The following is a 13,814-nucleotide window of genomic DNA, read 5'->3' on the forward strand; positions in this document are numbered from 1 at the left end:
GCTATTGAATTGATCCTGTACTTTTAATCCCGGCCATAACTTTAATATTAACTTTCGAATTTTTGTATGCTTCATTCCATTCGTTAGGGCTCATTCGCTTGTTATGGAGTGTTTTAGACTTATAGGCTAAACCAAATCCAATCGGGTCATATCCCACATTCAGCATTTTTATAAAAAAGTCAGAAAATTTTTCTCTCGTCTCAGCTTCTACCATTTTGCTATACTGAGGTAATTGCTGATTTGAAATTGTATCTTTAGATTCTGAAATATACCCGAATAATTCAATATCTATATTTAATTTAACTTGGTGTTGAGCATCAACCTTTACTTTATATTTTGAATTGATATTATCAATTTTTGCAATAAAATGTTGATTGTCTTCGTTAATCACTAAATCAGCAACATCCAGATTCCGCGTCATCATGTTAAAAATCAACGTATCTAGTGAACTAAGTTCGTGAGGCTTTTTGTCATGAGCCAATACATAGGATTTATTTACTTCAAAATGTTCCTCTTCCTTATTAATTTCAATAAGCGGTAGGATTGGGTCGATTCCGGTTTCTAACATCTTTCTTCGGAAATCAAATAAGTAAGTCGTTACAATGTAAGGACTATCTGTACCGTTATGATCGAAGTAATTGAATAATGCAGGATAAGCAGCTGTTTCGCTTTGAGGGACCATTTTTATAATCTCTTCTGCTGAAGGTCTTCCTATTGCAAGCCAAGAAATCATTTGAATATCAGGCCTTCTAAGTAAAAAATCCATAATTTCTTTACTTTTGTTGGCATTTAGTAGTTCTTCACCAATTACTATAAGCTTTGAATGTCCAAAATCTATTTCTTTGTCAGAATGCGTTTCCAATATACGAATCGCTTCAGTTAATGTTTTCCCATTTTTCGTGAGGTAAGTATATTCAGGCTTAGGTGATTGTTTAAAAGAACTAGTTGGCACATAAAGCTTTAAGGTTACTTTATACGGCTTTTCAGGGTCATCCGAGAGGTCGATACCAATCATAGAAACAAATACATCTTTATCGATATCTTTAAATTCACCACAACCAGATAGCGCAGTAAGGATTAAAATGATTAGCAGAAAAAACTGCTTAATTTTGTTCCGCTTTTTTAACATTTTTCATCCTCCTTTTAATAAAGAAAAACAAAATGAGCATCATTGGGAAGAAAATAATTAGTATATTGTAGAAAATGCCAGAAAGTCGAAACAATTGGTACTCATTGAGTTGACGGACAAAATATAAAGAGACTCCAATATAAAATGGAATTGGAAGGAAAACTCCAAATTTAAATCCCTTAAATTTGAATTTTTCGAAGTTGAATACGTATTTCAGTAATTCAATTGATACATGCCAGTGAATAAGGATACTTAAAAATGCAATCCCTAAATAGAACAGTAAAAAAATGAATAGAACACGTTCAATCAAAGAGAATTTCATTCTTAATGAGTCGCTTGTCGTAATCCAAGGGTAAACAAGTTTCTCGATACCTTCAACGCCATTAAAACCAATAGGTATAAAATAAGTGGTGAATAATGTCATAATAGAGATCGCAACAATTAACGTGATCTGCTTAACTCCAAAATTTTGTTTGTTTTTAAAAAAACGGTTAAAGATAATGAGATTAGCACTCCCAAGATATAAGAAGAAGCAAGCGGAGAAAGCATTCAGATTGGGGAATTGATTAAAATATAACGCTGCTTCTTTTACAAATTCCCATCTTAAATTTTCATTCGTGTAGGCTTTTATGAAAATTAATATTATTAATGGAACAGTTAACAACAATATAATTTCAATTGTATAGAACACTCGATCCGTTTTCATTAGACATCCCAAAATTACCGCAAGGAGGATGGTTAAGCTAATTTGAATAATTGGCATTTCTGGTGTCAAATATCGGATGAGAAGAAATGTATAAGTAATTAATGTAATCATTCCAGCAATAAACCACGTAATCGCTAAAACTAATATGAAAGGATTATAGAACCATTTTGCGGTAGTTTTTTGCAATAATTCCGGTAATGTCATTCCAGGAAAATGAGTAAAAAAACGCGTAAAGAAAAATACAAGAGTGCTACCTGCAACAACCGAGACAATCATGGCAGAAACAGCCCCGTCATCATGAAAGTGCAAGAGAATTGCAGGGACTGAAGCAATGACATTGGCAATCATATTAATTAAAACTAAGTAGTAATAATATCTACTCAAGCCTGTCCCTCCGAACTTTTCTTGGCTTTCTGGTAATTGAATAATCTAAGATAAGGTTCTCCAAAACTATCCAAATACACTAAATACATGATTAACCCATATAATCCTAATGTTAGACCAGCCAAACCAAATACACTTGTGATTAGCAATAAGATTAATCGTACAATGCGTATAGTAAATGCCAATTCATTGACAGGGATAACAAATGTTGAAATGGCCACTGCTGAAACAATAATGACCATAATATTCGATGCAAGTGCCGCCTCAGTAACTGCAGACCCTAGAATCAGACCACCAACTGTAGTTGCTGTAGCACTAACGGCTTTAGGTAGTCGGATACTCGCCTCCAATAAAAGTTCCATAAAGAACAACATAAAAAGCACTTCTACAAAGGAAGAAAACGGTACGCCGATCCGACTTCCAGCTACGGTTAATGCCAATTCAGTTCTAAACACTTCCGGTGCAAAGGATGTAATCCCTACATACAATCCTGGTAAGAGTAGGCTAACAAATAATCCAGCATAGCGAAGAATCCTTACAAATAGTGAAATGAATAAGGTGTGATAATTATCCTCCATGGTAGTCATGAAATCGAAAAATACAGCAGGTGCTATCAAAGCTTGGGCATTACCGTCCAAGATAAGGGCGATTTTTCCGCCAGCAATATTATAGACAATACGATCTGGACGTTCTGTCATCAGCATTTGAGGGAACAAGGAAAAACGCTTATCATTTAAGTAATTATTCAATTCAGTGGATGCAGAAATTACTTGTTGATCGAGCTGTTGAAGTTTTTGCTTAATGATTTCTAATGCCTTCGTATTCACGAGCTCTTTATCGTAAATAATTGCAATCTTTTGTTGATTGACTTCTCCTTTTGTAAAATATTCAATGGATAAAGAAGCCTGATGATAGTAGGTACGAATTAAATTTATATTCGTCATTAAATTTTCACTTAGTGCTATATTCGAACCATGAATGGTCGTTTCTACTGAAGTAGTTGAAACCTGATTGTTCGTGGCTAATTGCAAGTCAATTAAATACAAGTCATGTTGAATTACGATAAGTGTATTTCCATTTGTCACTTCTGATACAGCTTGTTCCTTTGACTCAACCTTTTGAAACTGTGGTAAAGCAATTAAATAAGCTTTAAACTGATTTTCGTTAGCCATTTCAAAAAAGGGCTTAATAATCAACTTTTGAAGTGATTCCTGATCTATAAGTGATTTTACATAAAATAGCAAGGCGTGTTTATTATCATAATCTAAGGTCTTTTGTGTTAATTCAGTTGTATTCTTGAATTGCTCCTTAATCCATAAAAGAATCTCCTCTGAAGACATTTTGTACCTCCGATCATGCAAAAATATTTAATAACTTTATTAGGTTATCCAATAATGGCTATACAATTCATTACTCCCAATACAATCTAAATGTAAGCTAATTCCATATAATTCAATATTGGAAGGAACCCCTATAAATAAACGCTAACAGTCTGATTGAGTGTTTTATTGAAAACTATATCTTGAAATGTTTAAATTTTTTGATAATATAAAACATACTGAATCGATTGAAAGGAAAATCACTTCAGGGAGTAAAAAAGAAAAGAAGGTTTTGCATGATGAAGTACTCAGACAGAATAGTAAACACACCACCATCGTTTGTACGAAATATTTTAAAGGTTACGGGGAATCCTGAAGTCATTTCCTTTGCAGGTGGATTACCAAATCCAATTTCATTTCCAATTGATAAATTACAAAACTCAATTCAACATTCAATAGAAGAAAACGGTCCAAAATTATTCCAGTATTCTACGACAGCGGGATACTTACCTTTACGTGAATATATAGCAAATAAATATAATAACGATTTCGGTTATGAGATCGAAGCCGACGACATCATTATTACAACAGGCTCACAAGAAGCACTAATGTTAATTGCACAAGTACTAGTTAATAAGGGTGATGGCATTGTAATGGAAGAGCCGGGGTATTTAGGGGCTATTCAAGCATTTAATCTAACTGAACCCACATTCTATTCAGCAACGTTAGAAGATGACGGATTAAATATAGAAGAACTAGAAAAAGCGCTTCAAAATCCAAACATAAAATTTATTTACACGGTTCCAAACTTCCATAATCCTACAGGTATTACATATTCAAAAGAAAAACGTGATGCGATTTATGAGGTAGTAAAGAAATACGATGTTGCTTTAATTGAAGACGATCCATACGGTGATTTACGTTGGAATGGTGAGAAATTGCCTTATATCGGTGCAGGTCGCCTAGAGAATTCAATTTTACTTGGATCATTTTCTAAAACCGTAACACCTGGTTTCCGTTTAGGGTATATTGTATCAAAAAATAAAGAACTGATTCGTCATATTAATACAGCGAAAGAAGCAGTAGATTTACATACAAACATCTTTGCTCAATACGTAATCCATGACTACTTAGTAAACAACGCATATCAAGAACATGTTGATAAAATTATTAGCCTTTATCGCGAGCAAGCAAGTGCAATGCTTAATGCCATGGAAAAATACTTCCCATCTACAGTCAAGTACACAAAACCAGATGGCGGTATGTTCATTTGGGTTACGTTAGAGGAGGGCATGTCTGCTCTGAAATTATTTGATAAAGCAATGGAAGTGAAGGTTGCCTTTGTACCAGGTGATCCATTCTATACAGATAAAACAAACGTCAATACATTCCGATTAAACTTTACCAATTCAGAACCTGCTGTTATTGAAGAGGGCATTAAACGTTTAGGCAAAATTCTTCACGAAGTGTCTGCTAAAGAGCTTGTCTAATAATACGTCAGTGTATAATGCTGATGGTAGAATAGTTATGAAAAGAAAAGTACGCCAGCAAATTATTGCTTTGCGTGCTTTTTACTTTGTATCGAATGATTCTAATGATAAATTTTTCTTCCAAAGAATAGGGGGAAATAGGACTTTATCTACAACTGGCGTGATTACGGAACAAAAAGGTGAGCCGTAATTCATCGTCTCACCTAAGTTATTTCGTGTTATCTTCTTTTTTTGTTCTACCGGTACTTACGTTTACATGAATTAAATCCTTCGTTAATATAGCAACCCCTGTAACGAGAACCCCTTCGACAAATGACTGAATCATAAAACCATAATAGAACAAACACGACACAACACTAATTCCCATTGCGATCCATGCATGAGTCCATGTAGGAATATGCGGCGTTTGCCGAAGAAGAAATATAATGATATATAAAACAGGAATTAATACGTATGATTTTGGGTCAATAAAGGATGTAAATAAATCGAACTCCATTGTATTGCCTCCATAAGAATAAATATTTATTAATATAATTTATTCAAAGAGAAGCTATAGGAATAGACGAAGGAAATACTCGAAGTGACAAAAGTTTTAATTACATAATTTTTATTTTAATTTTTGATTCAATGTACTAATTCCTATTCCCAAAACTGAAAGACAGTCCTTGATATGCTATATTTAGCTTACGGGAATGATGAAAGGAAGTTTTACGTATGGCAAAAAGTTTAGTATTAGCTGAAAAACCATCAGTAGCGCGTGATATTGCGCGGGTGCTGAATTGTAATAAAAAAGGAAATGGTTATCTTGAGGGCAATCAATATATTGTCACATGGGCACTGGGACATTTAGTAACATTAGCGGACCCAGAAAGCTACGATGTAAAATATAAAACATGGAATTTAGAGGACTTACCAATGTTACCAGATCGTTTGAAACTAACGGTTATTAAACAATCTGGAAAACAATTCAATGCGGTTAAATCCCAATTACTTCGTGGAGATGTTAGTGACATCATCATTGCGACAGATGCCGGACGTGAAGGAGAGTTAGTGGCACGCTGGATTATTGACAAAGCAAAAGTGAAGAAGCCAATTAAACGTCTTTGGATTTCATCTGTAACCGATAAAGCAATTAAAGACGGCTTTAAAAACTTAAAACCAGGAAAAGCGTATGAAAATCTCTATCATTCAGCTGTGGCTCGTTCTGAAGCAGATTGGTATATTGGATTAAATGCAACCCGTGCTCTCACAACGAGATTTAATGCTCAGCTTAATTGCGGACGTGTACAAACACCAACAGTGGCGATTATTGCAGCACGAGAAGATGAAATTAAAAATTTTAAACCTCGCGATTACTATGGCATTGAAGCACAAACAAACCAACAGTTAAAACTAACGTGGATTGATACGAAAACGAACAACACGCGCAGTTTTAATAAAGAGAAAATAGAATCAATTGTAAATCGCCTTGGTAAACAGCAAGCAGTTGTGACGGAGATTGATAAAAAGCATAAAAAGTCTTTTGCCCCTGGCTTGTACGATTTAACTGAGCTTCAACGGGATGCCAATAAACTGTATGGCTATTCTGCAAAAGAAACATTAAACATTATGCAAAAACTTTATGAACAACATAAAGTATTAACGTATCCAAGAACAGACTCACGCTTTATTTCACAAGATATTGTTGCTACGATCCCTGAACGATTAAAAGCGTGTGGTGTAGGCGAATATCGAACACTTGCAAATGAAGTGTTAAAAAAGCCAATTAAAGCGAACAAAGCATTTGTAGATGATCAAAAAGTAAGCGATCACCATGCAATTATCCCAACAGAGGGCTACGTAAATTACTCTGCTTTTAGTGATAAAGAACGTAAAATTTATGATTTAGTCGTTAAGCGCTTTTTAGCTGTTCTTTTCCCACCAGCTGAATATGAGCAATTAACTTTAAAAGCTAAAATTGGGGATGAAACGTTTATTGCAAAAGGGAAAACGATCCTTTCAGCAGGCTGGAAAAAGGTATATGAAAATCGTTTTGATGACGAAGATCGAGATGAAGATGTAAAAGAACAACTTTTACCACAGATTAATCAAGGTGATACGTTGAATATTTCTTTGATTGCTTTAACTGCAGGTCAAACAAAACCACCAACAAGATTTACTGAGGCAACATTATTATCAGCGATGGAGAATCCTACAAAATATTTAGAAGCACAGGATCAAAAGATTGCAGAAACCTTAAAATCAACAGGTGGTCTTGGAACGGTTGCTACACGTGCAGATATTATTGAGAAATTGTTCAATTCATTTTTAATAGAAAAACGTGGTGGAAAAGAGATTTACATTACATCCAAAGGTAAACAACTTCTAGATTTAGTACCTGAGGAGTTAAAATCTCCTGCACTGACTGCAGAGTGGGAAATGAAACTCGAACAAATTGCTAAAGGAAAGTTAAAAAAAGAAGTATTTATCGGGGATATGAAAAACTACACGAAAGAAATCGTGAAAGAAATAAAAGCAAGCGATAAAAAATATAAACATGATAACATTTCAACAAAAAGCTGCCCTGATTGTGGGAAACCGATGTTAGAGGTAAATGGTAAAAAAGGAAAAATGCTAGTTTGCCAAGACCGTGAATGTGGTCATCGAAAAAATGTTTCTCGTACAACCAATGCGAGATGCCCTCAATGCCATAAAAAACTAGAGTTACGAGGAGAAGGAGATGGACAAATATTCACATGTATTTGTGGATATCGTGAGAAATTATCTACTTTCCAAGAACGTCGTAAAAAAGAGTCCGGTGGTAAAGTGGACAAACGCTCTGTTCAAAAATATTTAAAACAACAAGAAAAAGTAGAAGAGCCAATTAACACAGCACTAGCAGATGCACTAAAAGGATTAAAGTTTGACTAAATTTTTTAATTAAATAAAGCAAATCAAAGACGACTGAATAAATTTCAGTCGTTTTTTTATGGATTAAATTACATTAACTGAAAACATAAAACTATTCTGGAACGATTTTCAATTTAGGTGTAGGAATATATTTACAATTCTTACTTACTGTCAATTATTTCTTAATAAATTTACAAAACCTTTACAAAAGTACCGAAGTAAATTTACAAGCCCTTTGTATTCTATAGAAGTCACCAATACAATCTTGGAGGTTTATATATGACACTTATAAAAAAAGCGTTATTGGTACTATCTTTAACATCTTTATTAACAGCATGTAATCAAACTAATGAAAATACTACTGACTCATCAAAAAGTGATAAATATACATTAGCTATTTCAGGATCCACATCAGTTGGTCCCTTAGCTGAAAAACTAGCAGCAAAATATGAAGAACAATCTGAGATTAATATAGAAGTTAATCAAATTGGTTCTTCTGCTGGAATAACAAATGCAACAAGTGGTGTATCGGAGATTGGGATGTCTTCCCGGGATCTAAAGGAAGAAGAAATAGCAAATGGCTTGGATGAGAGTGTCATTGCTTATGATGGGATTGTCGTCGTCACACATCCTAGCAATAAGGTAAAAGACCTTACAATGGAACAAGTGAAACAGATCTTTACTGGTGAAGTGACAAATTGGAAGGAGCTTGGAGGCGATGATTTGGAAATTGTCGTTGTATCCCGCGAGGATGGCTCTGGTTCCCGTGATGCTTTCCAAGAAATCGTAGACTATTCTTCTGGTGAACTAGTTAGAAGTGCGATAGTTGCAAGTGGTAACGGAAATATTAAAACGACTGTTGCAACAAATAAGCATGCAGTAGGATTTATTTCCTTTGAATACATTGATGACTCTATTTCAACTATGAAAATTAACGGAGTCGAAGCGACAGCGGAAAACGTTCTAAATAAAACTTATAAGTTATCCCGTCCATTCTTATTTGTTCATAAAGAAGAGAACCTTAGTGAACAAGGACAACAATTTATTGATTATATTTTAAGCGAAGAAGGACAAATGATTGTATCAGAAGCAGGAGCAATACCTTTAAGATAAACAATCTATGAAACAGATTTTCAATTCTTACATCATATGTTTATGCATTCTAGGAGGAATGAATCATGGTCACCCCACCTATTGAAAAAGCAAATAAGAAGAAGTATATGCTAGAAAAATTATCAGGAAGAGTTTTTCTACTTTGTGCGCTTATATCGGTAATAAGCTTAGTTTTAATTATAGGCTTTGTATTTTATAGAGGGTTCCATCCATTTGTAGCGGAAGGTTACAGCTTTATAGACTTTCTTTTAGGAGTGGATTGGGTACCGAGTGAAGACAAATTCGGCATTTTACCGATGATTATAGCATCTATATATGCTACTGTAGGTGCCTTAATTATTGGGGTTCCAATCGGACTGTTTACAGCTATTTTCTTAGCTGAAATAGCACCGAAACAATTAGCGAGAATTATTTCTCCTGCAGTACAGTTACTGGCAGGGATTCCATCAGTATTATATGGTGTTTTCGGTCTTGCGGTCATCGTGCCATTTTTACAAAATAATTTGGGATTAGCGAAAGGACAAAGTTTAATTGCTGTTATTCTTGTCCTAGCCATTATGATGTTACCTACAGTTGTGACAGTTTCAGAAACAGCGATTAGAGCAGTACCTAAAACTTATCGTGAAGGCTCGTTAGCATTAGGTGTTTCTCAAATTGGGACAATCTTTAAAGTAGTGGTACCGGCAGCTAAATCAGGAATTATGACTGCAATTGTTTTAGGAATGGGTAGAGCAATTGGGGAAACGATGGCTGTTATTTTAGTAGCAGGAAACAGTCTTATTATTCCAACGAGTTTAACAGATAGTATACGCCCGTTAACAACGAACATTGCACTAGAAATGGGATATGCTGCAGGAACACATCAAGGTATGTTATTTGCTACGGGGATTGTATTATTCTCGTTTATCTTAATCTTAAATTTCGTATTAGCAAAGATCAGCTCGAAAGGTGGTAACTAAATTGAGAGAGTTTAAAGATAACATGTTACGTGGACTTCTTTGGTTTTCGGCTTTCTTAACAGTTGCCGTCCTCGTTACGATCGTTGGATATATATTCTATAAAGGAATTGGGTTAATTAGCTTTGATTTTATCTTTGGTGATTATTCTCCAACAGGTGGTGGTGGGATATGGCCAATGATTGTTACAACAATCTATACAATTGTCATCTCATTAGTCATTGCTACACCAATCGGTATTTTGGCCGCAGTATATTTACAAGAGTATGCGAAACAAGGTCGATTAGTTAGAATCATTCGTTTTGCGACAGAAAGTTTAACGGGGATTCCATCGATTATCTATGGTTTATTCGGAGCAGTATTCTTTGTAACGACTTTAAAATTAGGTATGTCTATTATTGCTGCTTCATTGACATTAACAATTATCGTTCTTCCTGTAATTATCCGAACAACGGAAGAATCGTTAAAAACAGTTCCTCGCTCATATCGTGAGGGCTCTTTAGCTCTTGGAAATACTAAGCTTCAAACTTTATATAAAGTAATTCTACCAAGTGCTATGCCTGGTATTTTATCCGGTATCATTCTCTCCATTGGACGTATCGTAGGAGAATCAGCTGCAATCTTTTTAACAGCTGGAACAGTAGCGGCGTTACCAGAAAGTATTTTCTCTTCTGCAAGAACATTAACAGTTCATTCTTATTTAGTTACACAGGAATCTGGTGATATTGAACTTGCTGCTGCAATTGGAATTGTCTTAATTGTGATCATTCTGATATTGAATTTGACGGCAACATATATTTCGAAAAAGTTAAATAAAGCAGACTACTAGAAGAGGAGTATGATTATGACTACAACAATGATGGAACGTAATAATACAGCGAATGAACAACTTAAAACAATGAAGATGGAGCGACTACAGATGATGGAGCAATTAACAGAAACACCAAAAATAAAGGTGAAAGATTTAGACTTGTTTTATGGTGATAATCAGGCACTATATTCTGTATCAATGGATATCCAAGAAAAAGAGGTTACGGCTTTAATTGGTCCATCAGGCTGCGGTAAATCTACCTTTTTACGAACACTAAACCGTATGAATGATTTAATTGATGGTGTAAATATTAACGGTGAAATTATTATTGAAAACGAAAATATCTATCAAACTAATGATGTTATTAAATTAAGAACTAAAGTAGGGATGGTATTCCAAAAACCAAACCTATTCCCAATGAGTATTTATGATAATGTAGCGTATGGTCCTCGAGGGCAGGGAATTAAAAACAAAAAAGAACTAGATAAAATCGTCGAAGAGAGTTTGCGTGGAGCAGCCATATGGGATGAAGTAAAAGACCGCTTAAAAACTTCAGCACTTGGCTTATCTGGTGGTCAACAACAACGTGTTTGTATCGCACGTGCCATTGCTATGAAGCCTGAAATTATTCTAATGGATGAGCCGACTTCAGCATTAGACCCAATATCAACCTTAAAAGTTGAAGAATTAATTTCAGACATGAAAAAAGATTATACGATTGTTATCGTTACTCATAATATGCAACAAGCTGCACGTATTTCAGACAAAACAGCTTTCTTCTTAAATGGGGAAATTGTTGAATATGATGAAACAGATAAAATCTTTTCAGTACCAAACGATCAAAGAACAGAGGATTATATCACTGGTAGATTCGGATAATAGTAACTGAATAAGTTTAATCAGGGTGGTACGTCACCTAATCATAAAAAGAACGTAAATGTGAGTGTGAGCACTTTTAAATCGCAATTGAATTGAAAATGATGAAAAGGCGCCTCAGGTTTAAATGAGCGCCTTTTTTTCGTGGTAATAGAAAGATAGATTCAACCGAATACTTCTCAAAAACTCATAAAGAGTCAATCAAAGTTCATGACAAATACTAACTGCGATTTATGAAAATTGGAAAAATTAAGGGTCAGATTTCTGGCACAAAATTATTATAAGATTTTTATATTGTGGTAAAGTAAAGTTAATGTAATTTTTGTAAATTTAATATAAATTTTATTTCCGTTATGTAAATTTCATTTACATTCTTTGGCGAATTATAAATAATAGTGTCGACAACTTGCGAGAGTGAAGGTGTAAAAATGGATTGGCAATCGATGATATTTCAGTTTCTAGGGGGATTAGGTCTATTTTTATTTGCCATTAAGTATATGGGAGACGGCTTGCAAAAAGCTGCTGGAGATCGTCTTCGAGATATTCTTGATAAATTTACTACAAACCCTTTGATGGGTGTATTAGTAGGGATTGTTGTCACAGTATTAATACAATCTAGTTCTGGGACAACTGTTATTACAATCGGGTTAGTGAGTGCAGGTTTCATGACACTGCGTCAGGCAATTGGTGTCATAATGGGAGCAAATATTGGTACGACGGTTACAGCCTTTATCATTGGATTTGATGTTGGTATTTACTCTTATCCCATTTTGGCTTTAGGTGCGGTACTGTTATTTTTCTTTAAGAAAAGCTCAATTCAAACTATTGGACAAATTTTATTTGGGCTTGCAGGTTTGTTCTTAGGTTTAGAAATGATGGGTAATGGCATGAAACCTTTACATAACTCGGAATCCTTTATTGACTTAACTGTAAGACTTAGTGAACACCCTATATTAGGTGTAATGATAGGAACCGTAATGACAGTAATTGTTCAATCATCTTCTGCAACAGTAGGAATCTTACAGGGCTTATATGCTGAGAGCTTAATTTCATTACATGGGGCAGTACCTATATTATTTGGAGAAAATATTGGTACAACAATCACTGCTTTATTAGCAAGTATAGGGGCATCTGTGGTAGCTCGACGTGCTGCAGCATCACACGTGTTATTTAATGTAGTCGGAACAATAATCTTTATGATTTTACTACCACTATTCACAAATTATGTGGTATGGATCGCAAGTGTATTAAATCTTGAACCAAAAATGCAACTAGCTTTTGCCCATGGAACATTTAACGTAATCAATACTATCATTCAATTGCCGTTTATTGGGTTAATCGCATACGTAGTCACAAAAATTGTGCCTGGAGAAGATGCAACGATTGGATATGCTTCAAAACATTTAGATAAAACATTAATTGATCAATCTGCATCAATTGCTCTTGGACAAGCAAAACAAGAGGTAGTACGTATGGGTGAGTTTGCAGTAAGTGGTCTTCAAGAATCGTTGGACTTCTTATTAACAGGTGAAAGAAAACATGTTGACATAACAATTCAACTTGAAGAAGTAATTAACAATCTAGATCGTGAAATAACAGAGTATTTAGTTGAATTATCGCAAGGTTCTCTTTCTGAGATAGATTCAAAAGTACATTATTCACTCTTGCAAAACATTCGCGATATTGAGCGTATTGGTGACCATTTTGAAAATTTAGTAGAGCTAATACAGTCAAGAGAAGTAAACAGGGTAAAATTTAGTGAAGTAGCAACTCAAGAATTAAACGAAATGTATGAGTTAGTTTTAGATACGGTTAGTTTAGCTGTTCTTGCATTAGATAGACAAAGTAAAGACTTCGCGAGAGAAATCATCAATAACGAATATCGAATCGATGAATTAGAACGTGTACTAAGAAAGCGACATATTTATCGAGTCAATAACGGCGAATGCTCAGGATCAGCAGGCATTTTTTATGTTGATATTATTTCCAACTTAGAGCGTATTGGAGATCATGCGGTTAACATTGCTGAAAGTATATTAGAAGTAAATTCAAATGAATCATTTCAATAAAAGATAGTCATGCAAAATCACTTTGCATGGCTTTTTTTATGTACAAAAATCTAATAGATTGAAAAATCGCAA

General features: G+C 34.6%; 12 protein-coding genes. 8 read left to right on the forward strand and 4 right to left on the reverse strand.

The genetic code is table 11. The annotated features are described in order from the left end of the window. Position 1 precedes the first annotated feature (1 nt). The 3 genes from JOD29_RS14480 to JOD29_RS14490 are packed head-to-tail and all read right to left on the reverse strand — an operon-like array spanning position 2 to position 3,559. Complete coding sequence (locus tag JOD29_RS14480; RefSeq protein WP_124763543.1) at positions 2 to 1,129, reverse strand: Ger(x)C family spore germination protein; 1,128 nt, start codon at positions 1,127 to 1,129, stop codon at positions 2 to 4. Further along, complete coding sequence (locus JOD29_RS14485; RefSeq protein ID WP_124763542.1) at positions 1,104 to 2,219, reverse strand: GerAB/ArcD/ProY family transporter; 1,116 nt, start codon at positions 2,217 to 2,219, stop codon at positions 1,104 to 1,106. Before JOD29_RS14485 ends, JOD29_RS14480 begins: the two co-directional genes overlap by 26 nt. Then, the gene (locus tag JOD29_RS14490) at positions 2,216 to 3,559 is read right to left on the reverse strand and encodes a spore germination protein (protein WP_124763541.1); all 1,344 of its coding nucleotides are present in this window, start codon (positions 3,557 to 3,559) and stop codon (positions 2,216 to 2,218) included. The genes JOD29_RS14485 and JOD29_RS14490 overlap by 4 nt, the downstream gene beginning before the upstream one ends. Positions 3,560 to 3,834: 275 nt before the next feature. On the opposite strand from JOD29_RS14490, the gene JOD29_RS14495 reads away from it, so the two are divergent. Beyond that, positions 3,835 to 5,028: an aminotransferase-like domain-containing protein gene (locus JOD29_RS14495; RefSeq protein ID WP_239585734.1), complete on the forward strand. Its 1,194-nt coding sequence runs from the start codon at positions 3,835 to 3,837 to the stop codon at positions 5,026 to 5,028. Positions 5,029 to 5,065: 37 nt separating this feature from the next. Continuing rightward, a complete protein-coding gene (locus JOD29_RS14500) occupies positions 5,066 to 5,218 on the forward strand; it encodes a hypothetical protein (RefSeq protein ID WP_158610521.1) in 153 nt (50 codons plus the stop codon). An 18-nt stretch (positions 5,219 to 5,236) separates the two neighbouring features. Here JOD29_RS14500 and JOD29_RS14505 read toward each other — a convergent pair whose 3' ends face one another. Further along, positions 5,237 to 5,524, reverse strand: a complete 288-nt coding sequence (locus JOD29_RS14505) for a phage holin family protein (RefSeq protein WP_124763540.1) — start codon at positions 5,522 to 5,524, stop codon at positions 5,237 to 5,239. 218 nt (positions 5,525 to 5,742) lie between these two features. On the opposite strand from JOD29_RS14505, the gene JOD29_RS14510 reads away from it, so the two are divergent. From JOD29_RS14510 to JOD29_RS14535, 6 genes are all read left to right on the forward strand, one after another. Next, positions 5,743 to 7,938, forward strand: coding sequence for a DNA topoisomerase III (locus JOD29_RS14510; RefSeq protein ID WP_124763539.1), 2,196 nt, complete (start codon positions 5,743 to 5,745; stop codon positions 7,936 to 7,938). Positions 7,939 to 8,196: 258 nt separating this feature from the next. Beyond that, the gene (locus tag JOD29_RS14515) at positions 8,197 to 9,030 is read left to right on the forward strand and encodes a phosphate ABC transporter substrate-binding protein (RefSeq protein ID WP_124763538.1); all 834 of its coding nucleotides are present in this window, start codon (positions 8,197 to 8,199) and stop codon (positions 9,028 to 9,030) included. 65 nt (positions 9,031 to 9,095) lie between these two features. Beyond that, the gene (pstC, locus tag JOD29_RS14520; RefSeq protein ID WP_124763537.1) at positions 9,096 to 9,989 is read left to right on the forward strand and encodes a phosphate ABC transporter permease subunit PstC; all 894 of its coding nucleotides are present in this window, start codon (positions 9,096 to 9,098) and stop codon (positions 9,987 to 9,989) included. A gap of 1 nt (position 9,990) precedes the next feature. Beyond that, positions 9,991 to 10,815 carry a phosphate ABC transporter permease PstA gene (gene pstA, locus JOD29_RS14525; RefSeq protein WP_124763536.1) on the forward strand — a complete coding sequence of 275 codons (825 nt, stop codon included), beginning with the start codon at positions 9,991 to 9,993 and terminating at the stop codon, positions 10,813 to 10,815. A gap of 75 nt (positions 10,816 to 10,890) precedes the next feature. Further along, on the forward strand, positions 10,891 to 11,676 hold the full coding sequence (pstB, locus tag JOD29_RS14530) for a phosphate ABC transporter ATP-binding protein PstB (RefSeq protein ID WP_124763593.1): 786 nt from the start codon (positions 10,891 to 10,893) through the stop codon (positions 11,674 to 11,676). Positions 11,677 to 12,101: 425 nt separating this feature from the next. After that, on the forward strand, positions 12,102 to 13,742 hold the full coding sequence (locus JOD29_RS14535) for a Na/Pi cotransporter family protein (RefSeq protein ID WP_239585735.1): 1,641 nt from the start codon (positions 12,102 to 12,104) through the stop codon (positions 13,740 to 13,742). Positions 13,743 to 13,814 lie beyond the last annotated feature (72 nt).

The organism is Lysinibacillus composti (assembly GCF_016908465.1).
GTDB lineage: Bacteria > Bacillota > Bacilli > Bacillales_A > Planococcaceae > Ureibacillus > Ureibacillus composti_A.

What these genes read in the sequence shown, in the direction of transcription:
- JOD29_RS14500 (WP_158610521.1), top strand. Translation starts at nt 5,066, where the DNA reads ATGAAAAGAAAAGTACGCCAGCAAATTATTGCTTTGCGTGCTTTTTAC.
- JOD29_RS14505 (WP_124763540.1), bottom strand. Translation starts at nt 5,524, where the DNA reads ATGGAGTTCGATTTATTTACATCCTTTATTGACCCAAAATCATACGTA.
- JOD29_RS14480 (WP_124763543.1), bottom strand. Translation starts at nt 1,129, where the DNA reads ATGTTAAAAAAGCGGAACAAAATTAAGCAGTTTTTTCTGCTAATCATT.
- pstC (WP_124763537.1), top strand. Translation starts at nt 9,096, where the DNA reads ATGGTCACCCCACCTATTGAAAAAGCAAATAAGAAGAAGTATATGCTA.
- JOD29_RS14535 (WP_239585735.1), top strand. Translation starts at nt 12,102, where the DNA reads ATGGATTGGCAATCGATGATATTTCAGTTTCTAGGGGGATTAGGTCTA.
- JOD29_RS14510 (WP_124763539.1), top strand. Translation starts at nt 5,743, where the DNA reads ATGGCAAAAAGTTTAGTATTAGCTGAAAAACCATCAGTAGCGCGTGAT.
- JOD29_RS14515 (WP_124763538.1), top strand. Translation starts at nt 8,197, where the DNA reads ATGACACTTATAAAAAAAGCGTTATTGGTACTATCTTTAACATCTTTA.
- JOD29_RS14495 (WP_239585734.1), top strand. Translation starts at nt 3,835, where the DNA reads ATGATGAAGTACTCAGACAGAATAGTAAACACACCACCATCGTTTGTA.
- JOD29_RS14490 (WP_124763541.1), bottom strand. Translation starts at nt 3,559, where the DNA reads ATGTCTTCAGAGGAGATTCTTTTATGGATTAAGGAGCAATTCAAGAAT.
- pstB (WP_124763593.1), top strand. Translation starts at nt 10,891, where the DNA reads ATGGAGCGACTACAGATGATGGAGCAATTAACAGAAACACCAAAAATA.